17 protein-coding genes are annotated in these 20,491 nt (G+C 57.0%); 9 read left to right on the top strand and 8 right to left on the bottom strand.

The annotated features are described in order from the left end of the window. Positions 1-111: 111 nt before the first annotated feature. Genes hmeg3_RS19950 through hmeg3_RS19940 form a run of 3 tightly spaced genes read left to right on the top strand, consistent with a single transcriptional unit; the run spans position 112 to position 3,009 of the window. Positions 112-1,227 (top strand): Re/Si-specific NAD(P)(+) transhydrogenase subunit alpha, encoded by a 1,116-nt coding sequence (locus hmeg3_RS19950; RefSeq protein WP_094565285.1) that lies wholly within the window; start codon positions 112-114, stop codon positions 1,225-1,227. Between the two features lie 25 nt (positions 1,228-1,252). After that, entirely contained in the window at positions 1,253-1,576 is a 324-nt protein-coding gene (locus tag hmeg3_RS19945; RefSeq protein WP_094565284.1) for an NAD(P) transhydrogenase subunit alpha, read from the top strand. Then, on the top strand, positions 1,573-3,009 hold the full coding sequence (locus hmeg3_RS19940) for an NAD(P)(+) transhydrogenase (Re/Si-specific) subunit beta (protein ID WP_094565283.1): 1,437 nt from the start codon (positions 1,573-1,575) through the stop codon (positions 3,007-3,009). Before hmeg3_RS19945 ends, hmeg3_RS19940 begins: the two co-directional genes overlap by 4 nt. A 74-nt stretch (positions 3,010-3,083) precedes the next feature. Here hmeg3_RS19940 and upp read toward each other — a convergent pair whose 3' ends face one another. From upp to hmeg3_RS19915, 5 genes are all read right to left on the bottom strand, one after another. Continuing rightward, positions 3,084-3,731, bottom strand: coding sequence for a uracil phosphoribosyltransferase (gene upp / locus hmeg3_RS19935; protein ID WP_094565282.1), 648 nt, complete (start codon positions 3,729-3,731; stop codon positions 3,084-3,086). Positions 3,732-3,833: 102 nt separating this feature from the next. Next, positions 3,834-5,006 carry an FAD-dependent monooxygenase gene (locus tag hmeg3_RS19930; RefSeq protein ID WP_094565281.1) on the bottom strand — a complete coding sequence of 391 codons (1,173 nt, stop codon included), beginning with the start codon at positions 5,004-5,006 and terminating at the stop codon, positions 3,834-3,836. A 47-nt stretch (positions 5,007-5,053) separates the two neighbouring features. Further along, positions 5,054-6,400 (bottom strand): Xaa-Pro aminopeptidase, encoded by a 1,347-nt coding sequence (gene pepP / locus hmeg3_RS19925; protein ID WP_094565280.1) that lies wholly within the window; start codon positions 6,398-6,400, stop codon positions 5,054-5,056. Positions 6,401-6,428: 28 nt separating this feature from the next. Then, positions 6,429-7,139 (bottom strand): N-acetylmuramate alpha-1-phosphate uridylyltransferase MurU, encoded by a 711-nt coding sequence (gene murU / locus hmeg3_RS19920; RefSeq protein ID WP_094565279.1) that lies wholly within the window; start codon positions 7,137-7,139, stop codon positions 6,429-6,431. Positions 7,140-7,152: 13 nt separating this feature from the next. Continuing rightward, the gene (locus tag hmeg3_RS19915; protein WP_094565278.1) at positions 7,153-8,181 is read right to left on the bottom strand and encodes an aminoglycoside phosphotransferase family protein; all 1,029 of its coding nucleotides are present in this window, start codon (positions 8,179-8,181) and stop codon (positions 7,153-7,155) included. 98 nt (positions 8,182-8,279) lie between these two features. On the opposite strand from hmeg3_RS19915, the gene hmeg3_RS19910 reads away from it, so the two are divergent. Genes hmeg3_RS19910 through rsmA form a run of 4 tightly spaced genes read left to right on the top strand, consistent with a single transcriptional unit; the run spans position 8,280 to position 13,861 of the window. Continuing rightward, entirely contained in the window at positions 8,280-10,565 is a 2,286-nt protein-coding gene (locus hmeg3_RS19910) for an LPS-assembly protein LptD (protein WP_094565277.1), read from the top strand. A 12-nt stretch (positions 10,566-10,577) separates the two neighbouring features. Then, complete coding sequence (locus hmeg3_RS19905) at positions 10,578-12,014, top strand: peptidylprolyl isomerase (RefSeq protein ID WP_232511749.1); 1,437 nt, start codon at positions 10,578-10,580, stop codon at positions 12,012-12,014. Positions 12,015-12,020: 6 nt separating this feature from the next. Next, positions 12,021-13,079 carry a 4-hydroxythreonine-4-phosphate dehydrogenase PdxA gene (gene pdxA / locus hmeg3_RS19900; RefSeq protein ID WP_094565275.1) on the top strand — a complete coding sequence of 353 codons (1,059 nt, stop codon included), beginning with the start codon at positions 12,021-12,023 and terminating at the stop codon, positions 13,077-13,079. Then, entirely contained in the window at positions 13,076-13,861 is a 786-nt protein-coding gene (gene rsmA, locus hmeg3_RS19895; protein WP_094565274.1) for a 16S rRNA (adenine(1518)-N(6)/adenine(1519)-N(6))-dimethyltransferase RsmA, read from the top strand. The genes pdxA and rsmA overlap by 4 nt, the downstream gene beginning before the upstream one ends. A 114-nt stretch (positions 13,862-13,975) precedes the next feature. Here rsmA and hmeg3_RS19890 read toward each other — a convergent pair whose 3' ends face one another. Then, the gene (locus tag hmeg3_RS19890) at positions 13,976-14,329 is read right to left on the bottom strand and encodes a helix-turn-helix domain-containing protein (RefSeq protein ID WP_094565273.1); all 354 of its coding nucleotides are present in this window, start codon (positions 14,327-14,329) and stop codon (positions 13,976-13,978) included. A 616-nt stretch (positions 14,330-14,945) separates the two neighbouring features. Between hmeg3_RS19890 and hmeg3_RS19885 the strand changes: the two genes are divergently transcribed. Next, positions 14,946-16,649 (top strand): methyl-accepting chemotaxis protein, encoded by a 1,704-nt coding sequence (locus hmeg3_RS19885; RefSeq protein ID WP_094565272.1) that lies wholly within the window; start codon positions 14,946-14,948, stop codon positions 16,647-16,649. A 63-nt stretch (positions 16,650-16,712) separates the two neighbouring features. Here hmeg3_RS19885 and hmeg3_RS19880 read toward each other — a convergent pair whose 3' ends face one another. Next, positions 16,713-18,749 carry an EAL domain-containing protein gene (locus hmeg3_RS19880; RefSeq protein ID WP_094565271.1) on the bottom strand — a complete coding sequence of 679 codons (2,037 nt, stop codon included), beginning with the start codon at positions 18,747-18,749 and terminating at the stop codon, positions 16,713-16,715. 287 nt (positions 18,750-19,036) lie between these two features. On the opposite strand from hmeg3_RS19880, the gene gloA reads away from it, so the two are divergent. After that, positions 19,037-19,444 (top strand): lactoylglutathione lyase, encoded by a 408-nt coding sequence (gloA, locus tag hmeg3_RS19875; protein ID WP_094565270.1) that lies wholly within the window; start codon positions 19,037-19,039, stop codon positions 19,442-19,444. Between the two features lie 115 nt (positions 19,445-19,559). On the opposite strand, the gene hmeg3_RS19870 is transcribed toward gloA, so the two are convergent. Continuing rightward, the gene (locus hmeg3_RS19870) at positions 19,560-20,483 is read right to left on the bottom strand and encodes a M48 family metallopeptidase (RefSeq protein WP_094565269.1); all 924 of its coding nucleotides are present in this window, start codon (positions 20,481-20,483) and stop codon (positions 19,560-19,562) included. Between the last annotated feature and the right edge of the window lie 8 nt (positions 20,484-20,491).

The following is a 20,491-nucleotide window of genomic DNA, read 5'->3' as shown; positions in this document are numbered from 1 at the left end:
GCGGCAAAGATGCGAGTTGGCATTGCGAAACAGGGTGTTTGCGCAAAGTTGTCGATCTCTAAATTTTACGTGTAAGATTCCGGTAAGAAATTACAACTACAGGAGCTCTGAATGAGGCTAGGCATCCCCGTCGAAAGTCGGGACGGAGAAACACGCGTTGCGGCAACCCCGGAAACAGTCAAAAAACTGATCGCCGCCAAACATGAGGTGCTGGTCGAATCAGGCGCCGGTATCAAATCCAGCATTACCGACGAGGCCTATGTTGCCGCCGGGGCTGTGATCGCAGCGGCAAGCGACGTCTATGCCGCCGATGCGCTCCTCAAAGTGCGCGCTCCCAGCGCCGACGAGCGTGCTCGTCTGAAGTCAGGCACGGTGGTGGTCGGCATGCTCAATCCTTTCGATGCTGACAACATCGCCGCCATGGCGGCGGCAGGGCTGACCGCCTTCGCACTGGAAGCCGCACCGCGTACCACGCGTGCGCAGTCCATGGACGTCTTGTCCTCGCAAGCCAACATTGCCGGTTACAAAGCCGTGTTGATGGCTGCCAATACGTATCAACGCTTCATGCCGATGCTGATGACCGCCGCCGGTACCGTCAAGGCTGCGCGCATGCTAATCATGGGCGCCGGCGTCGCCGGTTTGCAGGCGATTGCCACCGCCAAGCGTCTGGGGGCCGTGATTGAAGCCTCCGATGTGCGTCCTGCGGTCAAGGAGCAGATCGAATCACTGGGTGCGAAATTCCTCGACGTGCCTTTCATCACCGATGAAGAAAAGGAAATCGCCCAAGGCGTCGGCGGCTATGCCCGTCCGATGCCGGCCGACTGGATGCGTCGTCAGGCCGAGCTGGTGCATGAACGCGCCAAGCAAGCCGACATCATTATCACCACCGCGCTGATTCCGGGCCGCAAGGCACCGGTGCTGATCAGCGAAGAAACCGTCAAGGCCATGAAGCCCGGCTCGGTCATTCTCGACATGGCGGTCGATCAGGGCGGTAACTGTCCTCTGTCCGAGTCCGGCAAGACGGTGATCAAGCATGGCGTGCACATCATCGGCGAGGGCAATCTGGCGGCGTTGGTGGCGGCCGATGCTTCGGCGCTGTATTCGCGCAACGTACTCGACTTCCTCAAGCTGATCGTAGATGGCGAAGGCAAGCTGGTCATCAACCGCGAAGACGACATCGTCGCGGCGACCTTGCTGTGTTCGGGCGGCGAAGTGCTGCGGAAATAAGAATTCAAGAAAGCGGAGAACTCACATGGAAGTCAGTCACACCATCATCAACCTGATCATCTTCGTGCTGGCGATTTACGTCGGCTACCACGTGGTCTGGACAGTCACACCGGCATTGCACACACCGCTCATGGCGGTCACCAATGCCATCTCGGCCATCATCATCATCGGCGCCATGCTGGCAGCCGGCCTGACCGAAGGACCGGTCGGCCGTATCGCCGGCACGCTGGCGGTCGCCTTGGCGGCGGTCAATGTCTTCGGCGGCTTCATGGTCACCCAGCGCATGCTGGAGATGTTCAAGAAAAAAGAACCCAAGACCAAGACAGACAAGGCGGGGGCATCAGCATGAGCATGAATCTGGTAACCCTGCTGTACCTGATCGCTTCGGTCTTTTTCATCCAGGCATTGAAAGGCTTGTCGCATCCTTCGACGGCGCGCCGCGGTAATGCCTTCGGCATTGCCGGCATGACGATTGCCGTTGTCACCACACTGGCGCTGATCATCAAGCTCAAGGGCGACATGCCAAGTTCCGGCATCGGCTTCTGGCTGGTGGCAGGCGGCGTGGTGGTCGGCGGTGGCATTGGCGCCTATCTGGCCAAGAGCGTCGAGATGACCAAGATGCCTGAGCTGGTCGCGGCGATGCACTCGCTGATCGGTCTGGCGGCAGTCTGTATCGCCGTCGCGGCAGTCGCAGAACCTTGGGCGTTCAACATCGCCGCACATGGCGAAGCGATCCCGCTGGGCAATCGCGTTGAATTGTTCATCGGCACCTTCGTCGGTGCGATCACCTTCTCCGGTTCGGTGATTGCGTTCGGCAAGCTGTCCGGCAAATACAAGTTCCGCCTGTTCCAGGGTGCGCCGGTGAGCTTCTCCGGTCAGCACATGCTGAACCTGTTGCTGGCGCTGGCGATGATCGGCTTCGGCGTGATCTTCGTGCTGACGCAACATTGGTTGCCGTTCATCATCATGGCGGCGATTGCCTTCGTGCTGGGCGTGCTGATCATCATCCCGATCGGCGGCGCCGATATGCCGGTGGTGGTGTCGATGCTCAATAGCTATTCCGGCTGGGCGGCAGCGGGTATCGGCTTCTCGCTGAACAACTCGATGCTGATCATTGCCGGTTCGCTGGTGGGATCAAGTGGTGCGATTCTGTCGTACATCATGTGCAAGGCGATGAACCGTTCGTTCTTCAACGTCATCCTCGGCGGCTTCGGCGGCGACCCTGCTGCTGCAGCTGCAGGTGGTGCGCAGGCGCAACGCAACGTCAAGTCGGGCTCGGCTGATGACGCGGCCTTCCTGATGGGCAACGCAGAGACTGTGATCATCGTCCCGGGCTACGGTCTGGCGGTGGCACGTGCGCAGCATGCACTGAAGGAGCTGACCGAGAAGCTGACCCACAAGGGCGTGATCGTGAAGTATGCGATCCATCCGGTCGCGGGTCGCATGCCGGGCCACATGAACGTGCTGTTGGCCGAAGCGGAAGTGCCTTACGATCAGGTCTTCGAAATGGAAGACATCAACAGTGAGTTTGGTCAGGCCGACGTGGTGCTGGTGCTGGGCGCCAATGACGTGGTCAATCCGGCGGCCAAGGATCCGAAGTCGCCGATCGCCGGCATGCCGATTCTCGAGGCCTATAAAGCCAAGACGGTCATCGTCAACAAGCGTTCGATGGCTGCCGGTTATGCCGGTCTGGACAACGAACTGTTCTACATGGATAAAACCATGATGGTGTTTGGCGATGCCAAGAAGGTGATTGAAGATATGGTCAAGGCAGTTGAGTAAATCGCCTTGATGTATCAGAAATAAAAAAGCCGCCGGGGTCAGATCCGGCGGCTTTTTTGATGAGGTGGAAGAAACTACTTGGTGCCGAAAATCCGGTCACCGGCATCGCCCAGGCCTGGCACGATATAAGCATGGCTGTCCAGATGCGAATCCAGCGAAGCGACGTACAGCTTCACGTCCGGATGCGCGTCATGGAATACCTGTACGCCTTCCGGCGCCGCCACCAGCGCGACGAAAATGATGTTTTCAGCAGTCACGCCACGTTTCTTCAGGACATCGACGGCGTACACGGCGGAATTGCCGGTCGCCACCATCGGGTCGCACAGAATCATGGTGCGGTCTTGCAGGTCGGGCAGGCGCACCAGATATTCCACCGGCTGATGCTGGTCGTTACGATACACACCGATGTGGCCGACGCGCGCTGACGGGATCAGTTCCAGCAAGCCATCGCTCATGCCGATGCCGGCACGCAGCACCGGCACCACGGCCAGTTTTTTACCGGCGATGACGGGCGCGTCATAGGTGACCAACGGTGTTTCGATGGACTCGGTGGTCAGCGGCAAATCGCGCGTGATTTCGTAGCCCATCAGTAAAGTGATCTCGCGCAGCAGGTCGCGGAAGGTGCGCGTCGAGGTGCGCTTGTCGCGCATGTGCGAGAGTTTGTGCTGGATCAGCGGGTGATTCAGGATGAACAGATTGGGGAAGCGGGGATCTTGTTTCATTGTCTTATTCGTTCAGGACAGGGTCGCAGGGATGCGGCAATATTGCATTGTCTCATGCCGGACGCTGCCTGCAAGGGTTTCCGGGGTGACTCAGCTGAGGACTCAGCGCCAGCCGAACATCATTTGTTCCGCCAGAAGGCGTTTGGCGGGCGCGGCTACATCGATCAGGCCGAGCGATAAGCCAAGCAAGGCTTGCGAAGGCGTGCCATCGGGTGCACTGGCGAAAACGCGCGCCATCAGGTCGGTCAGCTTGATGGTGGCGCTGCGGTCACGACGGCGTTGGGCGGAAAATTCTGCCAGCGCTGCGGTACCGGAAGCATTGCGCGTAAGGGCACCGGCCAGCACGACGGCATCGCGCAGGCCGAGATTGAGCCCCTGGCCGGCAACTGGATGCAGGGTTTGCGCTGCATTGCCGATGGCGACTGTACGCGCTGAAGCACCGGGTTCGGCGTTAAGACCGAGCGGGTAGCTGTTGCGCGCGCTGCACGTTGTAAAGCGGCCCACGCGTGCACCGAAGGCTTCGCCGAGTGCGCGCAGAAAAGATGGCTCGTCCAGCGCCAATAAGTGCGTGGCTGTCTCGGGGCGTACACACCACACCAGAGCGTAACCGTCATCCTGCGGCAACAGCGCCAGCGGACCCTCGGCTGTGAAGCGTTCGAAGGCGCGATGATCGATGCCGGCGGACGTGGTGACATGGGCGACGATCGCGACTTGTTCGTAATCACGCTGCAACGCCTTGGCAGTTTGTTCCGAGAACACGCCGCCTTCAGCCTGCACCACGACATTGGCGCTGAGTGTGCGGCCATCAGCGAGTTGCACTGCGGCTTGCGTTCCTTGTTCGTCAATCGCGGCAACCTCGGCAGGGCGCAAGATGGTCACTGCAGTCGAGGTCAGCGCCGTCGTCAATGCTTTCACCAGCGCGCCATAGCGCACGACATAGCCAAGCGCGGGAAGGTTGTAGTCGTCGCGATTGATCAGCGTGCGGCCGAAGTGCCCGCGCCGCGAGACGTGGATCTGGTGAATGGACGTGACTGCAGACGCCATCAATGGCCAGGCGCCGATGTCATGCAGGATTTGCTGGCTGCCGTGGGACAGAGCGATTGTGCGCGGATCTTGTGCCGCATGCTCTGCGGCTTTGGCGTCGATCAGCGCAATACGCGCTGCAGGAATGCCGCGCTTGTGCAGCAAAGCGGCAGCACTGAGGCCGACCGGCCCGGCACCACAGATGATGACGTCGTAGTCCGGTGACGGGAGGGCGGTGTCGGTGGTGCTCATGGGTTGGATTGTGGAAATCGGGATTCTGGCAGCGGCCTAAAGACGATCTAAGTCGAACGCATCAGCGCTTCGATTTCCGCAACCTTGTTGGGGGCGGCGGTAGTCAGGATTTCACAGCCGTCCGGCGTGACGTGGGCATCGTCTTCAATGCGGATACCGATGTTCCAGTATTTCTCCGGAACGCCTTCGGCTGGACGCACGTAGATGCCTGGTTCAACCGTCAGCACCATACCTGGTTGCAGCGTGCGCCATGGCTTGTCGCCGTTGCTATCAGCCGGGTCGCGGTATTCGCCGACGTCGTGCACGTCCATGCCCAGCCAGTGACCGGTTCGGTGCATGTAGAACTGGCGGTAGTCGCCTTTGGCGATCACATCGTCGAGCGAACCGACTTTGCTCTTGTCGAGCAGACCGGTATCGAGCATGCCTTGTGCCAGCACGCGCACGGCGGCGTCGTGGCCGTCCATGAAGCGCTTTCCGGGGCGGGTTTCGGCAATGGCAGCGTCTTGCGCAGCCAGAACGATTTCGTACAATTCCTTTTGCGGACCGGAGAACTTGCCGTTGGCCGGGAAGGTGCGTGTGATGTCAGAGGCATAGCTGTCGAGTTCGCAGCCGGCGTCGATCAGCACCAGATCACCATCTTTCAGTTCGGCATCGCTGGCGCGGTAGTGCAGCACGCAGGCGTTGGCACCGGTGGCGACGATGGAGCCGTAGGCCGGATACTGCGAGCCGTTCTTGCGGAACTCGTGCAGCAATTCGGCTTCCAGATGATATTCGCGCAGGCCGGGACGCGACAGGCGCATGGCGCGGCAGTGCGCTTCGGCGGAAATGATGCCGGCGCGTTTCATGACGTCGATTTCACCAGCGTCCTTGAACAGGCGCATTTCATCGAGCAGCACGTTGACGTCGACAATGGACGATGGCGCGGATACGCCGGTACGCCCGAGTGCGCGCACGCTTTGCAGCCATTCCTGCACTTGCGCATCGCGTTTGGCGTCATGGCCCAGCGCGTAGAACACGGCAGGCGCATCGGCCAGCAGTTGCGGCATTTCTTTGTTCAGCGTATCCACGGCAAAGGCTTCGTCGAAGCCGAATTGCGTGCGTGCCGCGTCAGGGCCGAAGCGGTAGCCGTCCCAGATTTCACGTTCGAGATTCTTGTCGCGGCAGAACAGGATGCTGCGGCTTTCTTTACCTGGGCCGGAGATCAGGACGATGATAGCTTCCGGTTCCGTGAAGCCGGACAGGTAGTAGAAGTAGCTGTCGTGACGATAAGGGTAGTCGGCATCACGATTGCGCATGACTTCGTGCGCGGTCGGGATGATGGCGACGCCACCGCCTTTTGCTTGCATGTGCGCGATGAGCTTGGCGCGGCGGGCGGTGAAGGAGGCTATGGTCATGTTGGTACTTTCTTCCAGATCATCCGGGTTATCTGCCGGCGAGGGGCGTATTCAATTCTTTCAGCTGTTCGACAGTGCCGACGTTGATCCACTCGCCACGATAAATCTCGCCCCCAACCTGGCCGCGCGATGCGTATTCGCGCAGCAGCGGTCCAAGTTTCGCGTGTTCGCCCGGGGTAATGGCATCGAACATTTGCGGCCGGTACACGCCGATGTTAGCGAAGGTATAGAGCGGTGATCCTTCGTTGGCGATCGAAAAGCTGTTCAGCGCGAAATCGCCGGTCGGATGGTGCGGCGGGTTCTTCACCAGATAGATCCAGGCAACGTCGCGCTTCTCCAATGGTATCGGATTTCCCCACAGATCGTTGTCTTCGAGCACGGTCTTGACCTGCTCGAAATCAAAATGCGGAATGTAGATGTCGCCCGAGATGGCGACGAAGGGATCTTCGCCCAGCAGATGACGCGCCTTGGCGATGCCGCCGGCGGTTTCCAGCGCGGTGCCTTCGGCCGAATACTGAATCCGGGCGCCGAACTGCGAACCGTCGCCCAGCGTTTCTTCAAACATGTGACCGAGATGGGCGTGATTGATCACAATTTCCGTGATGCCTGCACGAACCAGATTCAGGATTTGCCAGACAATCAACGGACGTCCACGCACCTTCAGCAAGGGCTTGGGACAGGTATCGGTCAGCGGGCGCATACGCTCGCCGCGGCCGGCGGCAAAAATCATCGCTTTCATTGTTGGCGCTGCCTCAGAAGGTGTAGCCGACTTGCGGCGCTTTGTCTTCCAGCTTCTCAATCAGTCTGACCAGCGGTGCCAGCGCGGTATAGCGGCGCGCCGCCTTGAGCGTGTATTCCATGACCAGCGGCATGTCTTTCAGATAGGCATCCTTGCCGTCGCGATGGTAAAGACGTGCAAATATTCCCAATACTTTCAGATGCCGCTGCAGGCCCATGAACTCGAAATCTCGGTAAAAGGTGTCGATATCCGGGGCCACCGACAGGCCGGCGCGCTTGGCGCGTTCCCAGTACCGAATGACCCAGTCCAGCACCATTTCTTCATCCCACTGGATATACGCGTCGCGCAGCAGCGAGACCAGATCGTAGGTAATCGGGCCGTAGACTGCATCCTGGAAATCGATGATGCCCGGATTGCCACCAGGCAGCACCATCAGGTTGCGCGAATGATAATCACGATGGACGTACACCTGCGCCTGCGCCAGATTGTTGGCGAGCAGAGTGTCGAAGACTTTGCTCAGAGTGTTTTTCTGGTCATCTGTCAGCGCCACATTCAGATGCTTGGCGATGTACCAATCGGGGAAAAGTTGCAGCTCGCGCGACAGCAGGGCGCGGTCATACTCCGGCAGCACATCGGGCTTGCTCTGGGTTTGCAGCAGCACCAGCGCATCGATGGCGTCGATGTAGAGCTTATGCGCAGTATCGTTGTTGAGCTGGTTCAGATAAGTTGTCGAGCCCAGATCCGACAGCAGCAAAAAACCGCGATCCACATCCTGTGCCAGCACGGACGGTACGGACACGCCGGTTTTGCCAAAGACGTCGGCGACGTGAATGAACGGGCGCACGTCTTCTTGCGGGGGTGGCGCGTCCATGACGATCAGCGTTTTCTTGTCGGGTGTATCCACGCGGAAATAGCGACGGAAGCTGGCATCGGCAGAGGCGGGGCGCAGCGTCTCGACCAGCGTCGGGGTTGCAGTCAGGGTTGGCAGCCATGCCTGCAACAGGGACAGACGCGAATCGGTAGGGGAATTATTTAAAGACATGAACAATCAGAGGAATTCGTTTGATGATGTTGAGTTCCCATATAATAAGGGATTAAATCCAAAAAATCGCCTGCCATGGTGTTTGAACGCTTCTTTACATGATCCGCTTTTTTAAGTTTCCATTTGGCCGTTTCGCCGACTTGCGGATGTCGCGTTTCTTTACGTCCCTTGTCGTGGCTGCCTCAGCGACGACCGTTTTACCCATTTCTGCACAGGCGCAGACCACCCAGAACACGCAAGGCAAGCAGCCTTCAGCCGCTGACGACAAGGATTCGCCTGTCAATATCAGTGCTGAACAGATGACCGGCCGCCCCGACCGCCAGATCAATCTGGATCGCGACGTCGAAGTAGTGCGCGGCGAAACCACCATCAAGGCTGATAAAGCCGAATACCGCATCATCAAGGACGAAGTTGAGGCCACCGGTCACGTCTGGATGAAGCGTCTGCAGGATCGTTACACCGGCGACCAGGCCGTGATGAACATGGATTCCGGCAAGGGCTACGTAAACAATCCGACTTACCTGTTCGGTAAAAACGGTGGTCGTGGCAAAGCCGAAAAAATCGATTTCCTGTCCGACGATCAGGCATTGGTGACCGAAGGAACCTATAGCACCTGTGAAGCGCTCGACCCGGACTGGTATATCCAGGCATCCAAGCTTGATCTGGACAGTGGTCGCGACGTCGGCACAATGCGTAGTGGCGTGGTGTATTTCAAGGGCGTGCCGATTCTCGGCGCTCCACTGATGTCGTTCCCGTTATCGGGCGAGCGAAAGTCGGGTGTGTTGCCACCGACTTTCGGAGTGACAAGTAACGGTGGTGCAGAGCTGACGGTACCTTATTATTTCAATATCGCACCCAATCGCGATTTGACCTTGTATCCGCGTTACATCGCACGCCGGGGTTTGCTCTTGGGTGCAGACGCGCGCTATCTGGGCGAAACCTATTCCGGTGAAACGCGCGTTGAGGGGATTCAGGATCGTATTACCGGGACAGGACGTTATTCGCTGTCGACACTGCATACGCAGACGCTAGCGCCCAATCTGGTGTTTGGTTGGAATATCAACAAAGCGTCCGACAACGATTATCCAAGTGACTTTTCTCATTCTGTTACAGCAAGTACCCAGCGTCTGCTGACGCGGGATGTGGGCCTTAACTACACTGGCGAATATTGGAGTGCGTCCGGTCATGTGACGAAGTATCAGTTGCTGCAAGACGTCAATAACCCGATTCAGAAACCGTATGATCGTTTGCCGCAGTTGAATTTAACCGCCGGCCGTCAGGATGTTGGTGGGTTTGATCTGAATTTCGCGTCTGAATTTGCCCGCTTTTCGAACACCTATACTGTGGGTACGTCAACCGGATCAGAAATGGTTGGCGGTGATCGTATGTACGCTACGCCTTCTATTTCCTACCCCATCATTCGCCCGGGCTATTTCATTACACCTAAAGCATCGCTGGATGCAACAACCTATCGTCTCAATAAAGTCGCCGTCGGCGCGCCGACCAATCTGACGCGCGTTGTACCAACCTACTCCCTGGATGCAGGGATGACCTTCGAACGTGACACGAATATCTTTGGTCGTGACATGACCCAAACGCTGGAGCCACGTCTTTTCTATGTTCGTACGCCGTACCGCGATCAGAGTCAGTACCCGAATTTTGACTCCGGCCTCGCAGACTTTAACTTTGCGCAAATCTTCAGCGAAAACCGTTTCGTCGGTCATGACCGCATTAGCGACGCTAACCAGATTACGGGCGCGCTGGTATCTCGCTTCATCGAAGAAAATGGCCTGGAACGTCTGCGCGTGGCAGTTGGTCAGCGCTTCTATTTTGCAGATCCTAAAGTAGTTCTTGACGGAACGACGACGACGATCAACGGCAGTAAATCCGATCTGTTGCTATCTTTGGGCGGCCAGATTTCCAACAAGCTCTCTCTCGACAATACTGTTCAGTACAGTGAAACTTTGCGTCAGATGGTGCGTTCGAATTTCGGCGCGCGCTGGCAGCCGGCACCGAAGAAGGTGCTGAACCTTACCTATCGCCTGGATAGAACCAATTCCACTGGTCTGCTTAAACAGTTTGACATCTCCGGACAGTGGCCAGTCTCGCAACGCTGGTATGCTGTCAGCCGCATCAACTATTCCATTCCTGATAAAACCGTGGCAGAAGGTTTGCTGGGTATGGAGTACAAGGCTGATTGCTGGGTGTTCCGTCTGGTCGCGCAGCGCATCCCGACATCGTCGACCAAGGCATCGACATCGTTCTTTATCCAGCTTGAGCTGAATGGTTTCTCGAAGATCGGTTCCAATCCGCTGGATGCCTTGAGCAGCAGCATTCCCGGCTACCAGCTTATCAATAAGCCCGACGACATTACCCGTTATTAATCGACATTTTTTATGAACGCTTCCTTCTCCATGCGCAATCATTCTTCTGTACGTATCACGTCCGGCATCGTCTTGCTGTGCATGTCGCTCGGCATGGTCGGCAGCGCCCAGGCACAATTTGCGACAACAGCGACGCCTGCTGTCCCCGGCCTGACACCGCCTCCGGTCAATCTGACGCCAGTTGCTCCGACAGCAACGCCATCGCGGGCACCGCGTCCAGTTGATTCGATTCTTGTCGTGGTCAATAACGAAGTGATCACCCGCCAGGAAGTGGCGGATCGCCTGCGTCAGGTAGAAAAGCGTCTGACCGCACAAGGCATGGCGTTGCCGCCGCGTACGCAACTGCAAAGCCAGTTGCTGGAACGGATGATCGTTGAGCGCGCCCAGATGCAAATGGCCAAGGAAAATGGCATCGTCGTCGATGACACTATGCTCGACCGCGCAGTCTCGCGTATCGCTGAGCAAAATAAATTGTCGATGGCGGATTTTCGGGTTCAGCTTGAAAAAGAGGGCATGGATTTCCCATCGTTCCGTGAGGATATTCGTCGTGAAATCATCATGCAGCGCTTGCGTGAACGCGAAGTCGACAATAAGGTGGTGGTTACCGAATCCGAGGTCGACAACTACATGGCGTCGGACTCCAATGCCGCAAACAAGCGTGAAGATCTGAACCTGGCGCAAATCCTGATTCGCGTGCCGGAAAACGCGTCCCCGGAACAAGTCGCAGCACGCCGCCAGCGCGCAGAAGACGTATTACGCCAGTTGAAGACCGGCGCCGATTTCGCCAAAACTGCAGCTACCTACTCTGACAGCAACGATGCCTTGAACGGCGGCGATCTTGGCTGGCGTGGTCAGGACCGCTTGCCGCAATTGTTCCTTGATGCCGTGGCCAGCCTGAAACCAGGTGAAGTGTCGGCGATCGTCAAGAGCGGTAACGGTTTTCACATCGTCAAACTGATTGATCGTCGCGCCACCGGCGCTGCGAAGGCCGATGCACCGGCCGTCGAACAAACGCACGCACGCCATATTCTGATCAAGGTCAATCAAGTGGTGTCCGCTGCCGAAGCACGCCGCAAATTGCTGGAGCTGAAAGAGCGTCTGGATCACAAGGCGGCTACCTTTGAAGAACTGGCCAAGCTGTATTCCAATGATCTGTCGGCATCCAAGGGCGGTGATCTGGGCTGGATTTATCCAGGCGATACCGTGCCGGAATTCGAGCGCGCGATGAACGAACTGAAGCCAGGCGAAATCAGCCAGCCGATTGAATCGCCGTTCGGCTATCACCTGATTCAGGTGGTGGAGCGCAAGACCGACGATGCATCGAAAGAGCGTGCCCGTGCAGCTGCGCGCCAAGCTATCCGCGAGCGCAAGATTGACGAAGCGACCGAAGACTGGCTGCGTCAATTGCGTGATCGCGCTTATGTCGAATTCCGCACTGACGACAACTGATTTCTGATGTCTGATCATCCCTCCGCAACGCGTTCTGAATTCCGCCAACGTCCGACGCTGGCGATTACCTGCGGAGAACCGGCCGGTATAGGGCCGGAGATTTCCATCCGAGCTGCATGGGAGTTGCGTGCCGAGGTGCGCAGCGTGTTGCTCGGAGACGCTGCCTATCTCGCACAGACCGCGCACGGGCTGGATGCATCCATCGCGTTGTCGGCGATATCGCTGCAAGCCTTCCGCAATACCGGTCTGCCCGATTTTCCGCAAGATCGCCTCACCGTTATCGACTGCCCCGTCAACGAGCCGATCGTGCCCGGTGTGCTGGATGCGCGTAACGGTCGTGCGGTGTTGCAGGCGCTGGATGTCGCGGTCGAGGGAGCGCTGAAAAAGCACTTCGACGCCATTGTCACCGCACCGCTGCAAAAGAGCACCATCAACGATGCCGGCGTGCCATTCACCGGCCATACCGAATACCTCGCTGAACGCACCTCCACGCCGCAGGTCGTCATGATGCTGGCCGGCGGGGAACATCCGCATCTGCGCGTTGCGTTGGCGACGACGCATCTGGCGCTCAAGGATGTACCCGCAGCGATCACTTTCGATAGCCTGAGTAAAACGCTGGATATCATCCATGCCGATCTGCGCGATAAATTCGGCATTGCCAAACCGCGTATTCTGGTCACCGGCCTGAATCCGCATGCGGGTGAAAATGGCTATCTCGGACGCGAAGAAATCGACGTCATTATTCCAGCGCTGGATGCCGCCAAGGCGCGCGGCATGGATGTGGCCGGTCCCTACCCGGCAGATACCTTGTTCCAGCAAAAATATCTCGAGCACGCCGATTGCGTGCTTGCCATGTATCACGATCAGGGTTTGCCCGTCCTCAAGTTCGCCAGTTTCGGCCAAGGCGTCAATATCACGCTCGGCCTACCGATCATTCGCACCTCCGTCGACCACGGCACGGCGCTGGATCTGGCGGCAAAGGGTTTGGGCGAGGCCGACCACGGCAGCATGATCGAAGCCATCAGGACTGCGGCGCTTATGGCCCGCGCCAAGAACTCTCTATGAAACACATTGCCCGCAAACGTTTTGGCCAGAATTTCCTGACCGATCAGACCGTCCTGTACGACATCATCAGCGCCATTGCGCCGAAGAAGGATGACATCATGGTCGAGATCGGTCCGGGCCTGGCAGCGATGACGAGCCTGTTGCTGGAGTCGCTCGATCACATGCACGTGGTTGAGCTAGATCGCGATCTGGTCGCGCGGCTGCAGAAACAATTCAGTCCGCAACGTTTGCAGGTGCATTCCGCCGATGCGTTGAAGTTTGATTTCACATCGATTCCGGTTCCGGCGGGGCGCAAGTTGCGCGTGGTCGGCAATTTGCCGTACAACATTTCCAGTCCTTTGTTGTTCCATCTCGCCGAGCTGGCGCCACATGTGCAGGATCAGCATTTCATGCTGCAAAAGGAAGTGGTTGAACGCATGGTCGCAGAACCGGGCGGCAAGGCTTTCGGACGTTTGTCCGTGATGCTGCAATGGCGTTATCACATGGAGCTGATGTTCGTGGTGCCGCCGACAGCATTTGATCCACCGCCGCGCGTGGACTCCGCCATCGTACGCATGATTCCGGTGGCGCAGCCGCTGGAATGCGATCAGTCCCTGTTGGAAGAAGTTGTTACCAAGGCATTCACACAGCGCCGCAAGGTTATTCGCAATTGCGTTGCCGGGTTGTTGACCGAGGCTGAGCTGATCGAAGCCGGCATTGATCCGCAAGCGCGGCCGGAAGCTGTGCCTATGGAGCAGTTCGTCGCACTGGCAAACGTGCTCAAGAAAAAGCGTGCCGCCTAGATGTAGATGAAGGGTGGTTGAATTACAGGTAAGCAAATTCGCTGCTCTGCTCTGATCGCTTGCACAGATTTCGGCATGCAACACATAGCGAACGCTGCCTCGCGTGTTGTCGGACTATTTGCGCGCCGCCTTCAGCAGTAACTCCATAAAGTCCACCGTCAACTCCTGATCTTGCGTGGACAGCAAAATAAATCGAGACAACGCATCTTCCAATCTTGCCGCTGCTGCTTTGCCTGCGTCGTTCGTAGATTTAGCGGGATGCAGGTTCTGTTCTGCGATGAGATAGAGCGAAGAAACAGGAACGTCGAGCGCCTTGGCGACGTTTTCCAGCATGTCGGGAGTCAGACGCTGCTTGTCGCGTTCAACGCGGGATAAGTTGGCTGCGTCGGTACCTGCGATCAATGCAATTTCTTCCAGGCTCGCTTTTCGTTCTTTACGTATCTTGCGTAAGACTTGGCCAATATTCATCTACCAATTCTCCTGCTAACATTGCGTAACACGCAAAGTCCTTCGGACAAATTTTTTGTTAAAATATTGCGTAATGCGCAAAATGTTCGCGCTTTACCAAAGCTGACGTGCAAAAATATAAATTGCTGGGCGGCATCGGCAAATGCTGGTTGTCGGAACTTCGCCACGGCGTGACTTTTGCCAGCCCGTTTCTGCGATGACGCATCATTGCGACTCGCATGGCCAGAATCATGTGGGTCACGCGAATCCTGATGCGCCACCAGCGTAGCCCAGGGATGTTCGATGAGGAGCATAGGGCTGGAGAAATACCAACTACATCCTGAGCGACATGGATAAGGGGCGGTATCAGGAATTTCCCGATGGCCTCGGGGAGTGGTGCTGGATACCCTGCGGAAAGAATTGCTGTGCGCCAAGGTCTCGGCAGTGCCATATCGCAGAAAGTGCCCGCCATTGATCCTATGTGGTTGAAGCTTGGCCTCTCGGCGCGTAGTATCGGCAATACGCTTTGGCTGTAGTTCAGCGCCAGGCAAGCCAGCCGTCGGCCAGTACGTTTTATCTGCATGATTCTGAGCAGAATTCTCAGCACTTCGCACTTCAATAGATAAAGGGGAAATGTATGCGCTTAACGAACTTGAAAATCGGGGCTCGCCTGAGTATCGGATTTGGATTTCTGGTAGTGCTGCTGGTAGCGATGGCGCTACTCGGTGTGGCTCGTCTGTCTGGGCTCAATGAACAGATGGACGAGGTCATCAACGACAAATATCCAAAGACGGTGCTGGCCAATGAGATCATCAAAAACGTCAATGTGATCGCGCGCTCCTCACGCAACGTATTGCTGATGACAGATGCTGATGACCTCAGCAAAGAGATGCAGACAATCCGTCAGGCCAGCGACAACACCAAGGGCGCATTGGAGAAGCTTGACGCACTGGTGACTGGCGACAAGGGGCGCGCACTCATCAAGACCATCCTCGATGCGCGCACGCAGTACAACACCGGTCGTGACGAGGTCTTGCGATTGGTGGTTGCAGGCGCCAAGAACGACGCGACCTTGCTGCTGTTGCAAACAGTGCGTCCTCTGCAGTTGACGTACATGACAGCGATTGAATCCTTGATCACGCATCAGAATGAACTGATGCAGACAGCGGCCAAGGAAGTTGCCGACGAATACAAGGAAGCGCGCGATCTGGTGATTGCCTTGAGCGTGATCGCGATCGTCTTTGCCGGACTGACCGCATGGCTTGTCACCCGCAGCATCACTTCTCCATTGAGCCGCGCCGTCAAAGTTGCAGAGACCGTTGCTGCAGGTGACTTGACGTCGCAATTCGATGCCAGCAGCAAGGATGAAACAGGTCAACTGCTGCGCGCGCTGCGTTCCATGAATGACAACCTGCTCAATATCGTCAGCCAGGTGCGTCACGGCACGGACACAATTGCTACCGCCTCGTCGCAAATCGCGACCGGTAATCTCGATCTTTCCAGTCGTACCGAACAGCAAGCAAGCTCGCTGGAAGAGACCGCATCATCGATGGAAGAACTGACCTCCACCGTCAAGCAAAACGCAGAAAATGCTCGTCAGGCGAATCAGCTGGCGGTATCGGCCTCAGCGGTTGCGGTCGAAGGCGGCAGCGTCGTCGGCAAGGTGGTGCATACGATGGAATCGATCAATGCATCGTCGAAGAAAATTGTCGACATCATCAGCGTCATCGACGGCATCGCTTTTCAGACCAATATCCTCGCGTTGAATGCCGCCGTTGAGGCTGCTCGTGCCGGCGAACAAGGCCGTGGCTTCGCCGTCGTCGCATCGGAAGTCCGTACGCTGGCGCAACGCAGCGCCGCGGCAGCAAAAGAAATCAAATCATTGATCGATGATTCGGTGGAGAAAGTTGACTCCGGTAGCAAGCTCGTCGAGCAAGCAGGACAGACCATGAACGAAGTTGTCGCCAGCGTCAGGCGTGTCACCGATATCGTTGGCGAAATCACCGAAGCCAGCCGTGAGCAAAGCGAAGGTATTGAACAGGTCAATCAGGCCGTGACGCAAATGGATCAGGTGACGCAGCAGAATGCTGCACTGGTGGAAGAGGCTGCGGCCGCTGCTCAATCGTTGCAAGATCAGGCCAGCAATCTGTCACAGATCGTCGGTGTGTTCAAGATCGACAGCAATCGCCTCACGCATGCATCCTCGCCGGCAGCAACGCCTGCATCACCTCGTTCACACGATGTCACACCAAAGACGCCGATGCTGGCGCGCAAGAATGATGCGCCGCGTCTGCCGGCCACGACAGCAACAGCCAAAGAAGACGATTGGGAGCAGTTCTAAGCTGCGTCTTGGGCGCATAGATTGACCTGACCGGGCAGCCGGATGGCCCGGTCAGGTTTAGGTTCAGGTCGCATTCATGTCTGCCTTAGTTTGCGCTTCAGCCTGCATGGGTGGCGCGTAATGCATCGCTTCGGCCGGGGGCAGCGCCGCCGCAAAATGCCAGCCTTGCACAATATCGATACCGCAAGCACTGACAAACTCCAGTTGTTCCTTCGTCTCCACGCCTTCGGCCACAAGCCGGTAATCGAAAGCTTTCAGCAAGCCGCATAGTTCCCGGTAAAGCAATTCACCGCGCGGTGTAGCGCTGTCCGCGACCAGACTGCGATCCAGTTTGACACTATCGATGCCGAGTTTGTGCAGCAACGCCAGATTGGAATAACCAGTGCCGAAATCATCGATCGCCAGGGTCACACCGTTGTCGCGCAACATGTTGACGTTGCGCACAAGATCGGAAAACTGATCAGTGAACGAGCTTTCCAGCATTTCCAGATTCAGGTGGAACAGACTGGTGTCGATGCGCGCCAGCAAGGCCTTCACCTTTTCTTCCGACGACAGGAAATCGGCGGTTAGGTTGAGGCTGATGCGCGGCTCGAAACCTTGGGCTTTCCATTGATTCAGATCTTCCAGCGCCTGGTTGATGACCCAGTTGTTGAGGGCATTGGAATAGCCTGCATTTTCGAGTTTCTCAATAAACCACGGACCGATGATTTTTCCGTCCGGCATGCGCAACCGCAGCAGGGCTTCGAAGCCGTACAGTTGCATGCTACGCACGTCGATCTGCGGTTGATACCAAAGCTCCAGTTTGCCCGCTGCCAGTAGTTTGAAGGCCTCCATGGCTTGCGCATGCGACTGCATGACCTGCTGCTGCCGATGAAAGTATCCTTCTTCGGTGACCTCCAGCTGAGCATCCGGCAATTCTTCGGTGGCGAATACTTTTTTCAGTTTGTGCCGGATCGAGTCGCCGCTTTCCAATGCCAAAAACGGGTAGTACATGCCCGCGCCGATGATCAGCATCAGCAACTGAAAGCCGATGGTCAGCAGGCTGCCGCCACCCGCGTGCCACGCATTGATGCCAAAGGGAATGATCCAATGCACATTCTCGACCAGAGGAATCAGATCCAGCGCGGCAACCGCATACGCCAACCAGAATCCGACCAGGGGAAACGCGATGAAGGGCACCAGCAGATACGGATTGAAGACGATGGGGTAACCAAAGATCAGGATGTCGTTCAGGTTGAATAATTGCAACGGCAGCGAAATCTTGGCGATCACATTCTGACGCATGGTGTGGCGTCGCAAGAAAATGGCAACCATCATCGAGAGCGTACCGCCGGCGCCACCAAACAGCACGAAAGTATTGAGCAGACTGCCCAGTGTGAACCGATGGGCAACGATCTGATTCAGATCGTTGCCATACATCAGACTGGTGTAGACGTAATTGCCATGTATGCCGAGAAACCAAAGCACATGTACCGCCACAACACGAATGCTGCCCTGAACCAGCACCGGTAAGTGTGTCAGGTAGTCGCCGGGACTATTGATCGAGCTGATCAGCAGTGACGATAGCCAACGCCACAGCAAGCCGTTGATCAGCACGATGCACACTGCCGGCACGATGCTGTTGATGCTGGTCGCCAGCAAATGGCTGACTTCTTTGCCATCGATTTGCAAAAAACGGCAGCGCCGTATCATCACCATCAAAAAGATCGACAACAGCGGAAGCAGAATGCTGTACACGCTGGGCAGAATCGACGCTACCGTGCTATCGCTGGCTGCAGCCATCGGCGCAACCACCACGGCAAAGCTGACGCCGCTGATCAGCGCACCCACCAACGGATCGATACGGCGATGACGCGCCAGTTTGTAGCCAAGCAGCGTCGCTACTGCGAACGGCAGTGCGCGTTTCACCGGAAAGGAAATGAGTTGGATTGCGCCATAGATGCTGTGCTGGCTGCCACTGTCCGGGATCAGTGTTGACGCCAGATCCAGCAGCGACATCAGCATGTAGAGCGGCAGAATAGTAATGAACGTTTCGCGCATCACGAGCAGGGTGCCGGAGACTTCACGCAACAGGCGACTATTTTTTATGGCGGCGAGCATTGTTCTTGTTCCATCTTATTGCCCATCACACTTTTGTGTGCGATTGGGCAGATCGCTGATGTGCTGCACGTTCTGGCAATTGTCTTTCTTGTAGCCCTTCGCCAGAATAGGCGAACTTGCTGCCTTCATGGTAAAGGAAAGACGAGGGATATGTTTGCTTGTCGCTGCGTCGCAACTAATGCCATCTTGCCATCGGGTACTTCTCTTCGCAGCCTGAGATCCGGCAAGCCACGCCGAACAGCGCTACAATCTTGCACTCCGATAAGTTCTTAGGCAAAAGGCTCACTATGCGTATTCTGCACACCATGCTGCGGGTTGGCGATCTGCAACGCTCCATTGATTTTTACACCAAGGTATTAGGCATGAAGTTGCTGCGCACCAGCGACAATCCGGAATACAAGTACACGCTGGCTTTTCTCGGCTACGGCAGCAATCCTGAGCATGCCGAACTGGAACTGACCTATAACCATGGCGTCGACAAGTACGACATGGGCACCGCCTACGGCCATATCGCCGTATCGGTCGATGATGCCTACAAGGCGTGCGATGCGGCGCGCAACTCCGGCGGCAATGTGACGCGCGAAGCAGGTCCGGTCAAGGGCGGCACCACCGTGATTGCCTTCATCACCGATCCGGACGGCTACAAGATCGAGTTCATTGAACGTAAAGACAGCGAGCCAGGCAAGGGACTGTAAGCCGGCTTGCCAGGCGCGTCTGCCGCAGACGCACGCCTGTGGCAAAAAAGAAAAAGGCCTGCTCGTATTGGCGCGATCACGCACCGTATGAGCAGGCCGTTCAGAAAATCAAAGGTCAGAAAATCGGCAGGGTTTCCGGGGCGCTCTCGCGCAATGCCCGCTTTGCCGTTTCAAATTCAGGGAAGATGGACTGCACTGTGGCCCAGAAACGCGGGCTGTGGTTCATCTCACGCAAGTGCGACAGCTCGTGCGCAATCACATAGTCAATCAGCGGCAGGGCAAAATGCATCAGGCGCCAGTTCAGGCGGATGCGTCCATCAGCTGTGCATGAACCCCATTGGGTCGTTGCCGATGACAGAGCGAAGGACTGATACGTCACGCCGAGTTTCTCTGCGTAAATCGGTAGACGGGCGGCGAAGGTTTCTTTTGCGCGCGCTTGCAGCCAGCCTTGCACGCGGTCTTTCAATTGCTGTTCGCCGGCGTCTGCCGGCAGACCCACGGTCAATTCCAGCGTCTCTTCGTCGTACGCAATACCGGTCGCCTGATTGGCGCGGATGCATAGCGTCACGTCCTGACCGAGATATGGCAGCGTCGCACCGTCACGCCATTGCATTTGCGGTTGCAGGCGGCGTGCCGAGCGTTCACGGCGTTCGTTGAGTTTGGTGAAAATCCAGCGCTGCTTTTCGCGGATGGCGTTCTCGATCTCGCCCAGCGTCACCCACTTCGGTGCCGTCACGCGCAAACCTTCATCGCTGATCAGGAAACCGATCGAGCGGCGCTTGGAACGCAGCAAGGCATAGTCGATATGGTGTTCGCCCAGCTGGATGCGACGCATACCTTCGGCCGGACGGCCGATAGGAGGCGACATCGGCGGCAGCGGAGACTGATGCGTCAGCTCTGGCGCCGGGATGGATGGCTCGGGTTCGACAAACGCCGGTGGCGGGTTTTCCTGCTTCGTCTCAAGCGGCGTCGGGGTGAAGAAATCCAGTTGCAGCGTCAGCTGGTTAGGATCGGGCTGTGAATGACGAAGCAGTTTCAATGTATTAG

The organism is Herbaspirillum sp. meg3, assembly GCF_002257565.1.
Taxonomy (GTDB): Bacteria; Pseudomonadota; Gammaproteobacteria; order Burkholderiales; family Burkholderiaceae_D; genus Herbaspirillum.
This window is presented reverse-complemented; position numbering and strand designations above follow the sequence as displayed.

Coding starts and splice junctions, on each gene's coding strand:
- hmeg3_RS19950 (WP_094565285.1), top strand. CDS start 112: ATGAGGCTAGGCATCCCCGTCGAAAGTCGGGACGGAGAAACACGCGTT.
- hmeg3_RS19945 (WP_094565284.1), top strand. CDS start 1,253: ATGGAAGTCAGTCACACCATCATCAACCTGATCATCTTCGTGCTGGCG.
- hmeg3_RS19940 (WP_094565283.1), top strand. CDS start 1,573: ATGAGCATGAATCTGGTAACCCTGCTGTACCTGATCGCTTCGGTCTTT.
- upp (WP_094565282.1), bottom strand. CDS start 3,731: ATGAAACAAGATCCCCGCTTCCCCAATCTGTTCATCCTGAATCACCCG.
- hmeg3_RS19930 (WP_094565281.1), bottom strand. CDS start 5,006: ATGAGCACCACCGACACCGCCCTCCCGTCACCGGACTACGACGTCATC.
- pepP (WP_094565280.1), bottom strand. CDS start 6,400: ATGACCATAGCCTCCTTCACCGCCCGCCGCGCCAAGCTCATCGCGCAC.
- murU (WP_094565279.1), bottom strand. CDS start 7,139: ATGAAAGCGATGATTTTTGCCGCCGGCCGCGGCGAGCGTATGCGCCCG.
- hmeg3_RS19915 (WP_094565278.1), bottom strand. CDS start 8,181: ATGTCTTTAAATAATTCCCCTACCGATTCGCGTCTGTCCCTGTTGCAG.
- hmeg3_RS19910 (WP_094565277.1), top strand. CDS start 8,280: ATGATCCGCTTTTTTAAGTTTCCATTTGGCCGTTTCGCCGACTTGCGG.
- hmeg3_RS19905 (WP_232511749.1), top strand. CDS start 10,578: ATGAACGCTTCCTTCTCCATGCGCAATCATTCTTCTGTACGTATCACG.
- pdxA (WP_094565275.1), top strand. CDS start 12,021: ATGTCTGATCATCCCTCCGCAACGCGTTCTGAATTCCGCCAACGTCCG.
- rsmA (WP_094565274.1), top strand. CDS start 13,076: ATGAAACACATTGCCCGCAAACGTTTTGGCCAGAATTTCCTGACCGAT.
- hmeg3_RS19890 (WP_094565273.1), bottom strand. CDS start 14,329: ATGAATATTGGCCAAGTCTTACGCAAGATACGTAAAGAACGAAAAGCG.
- hmeg3_RS19885 (WP_094565272.1), top strand. CDS start 14,946: ATGCGCTTAACGAACTTGAAAATCGGGGCTCGCCTGAGTATCGGATTT.
- hmeg3_RS19880 (WP_094565271.1), bottom strand. CDS start 18,749: ATGCTCGCCGCCATAAAAAATAGTCGCCTGTTGCGTGAAGTCTCCGGC.
- gloA (WP_094565270.1), top strand. CDS start 19,037: ATGCGTATTCTGCACACCATGCTGCGGGTTGGCGATCTGCAACGCTCC.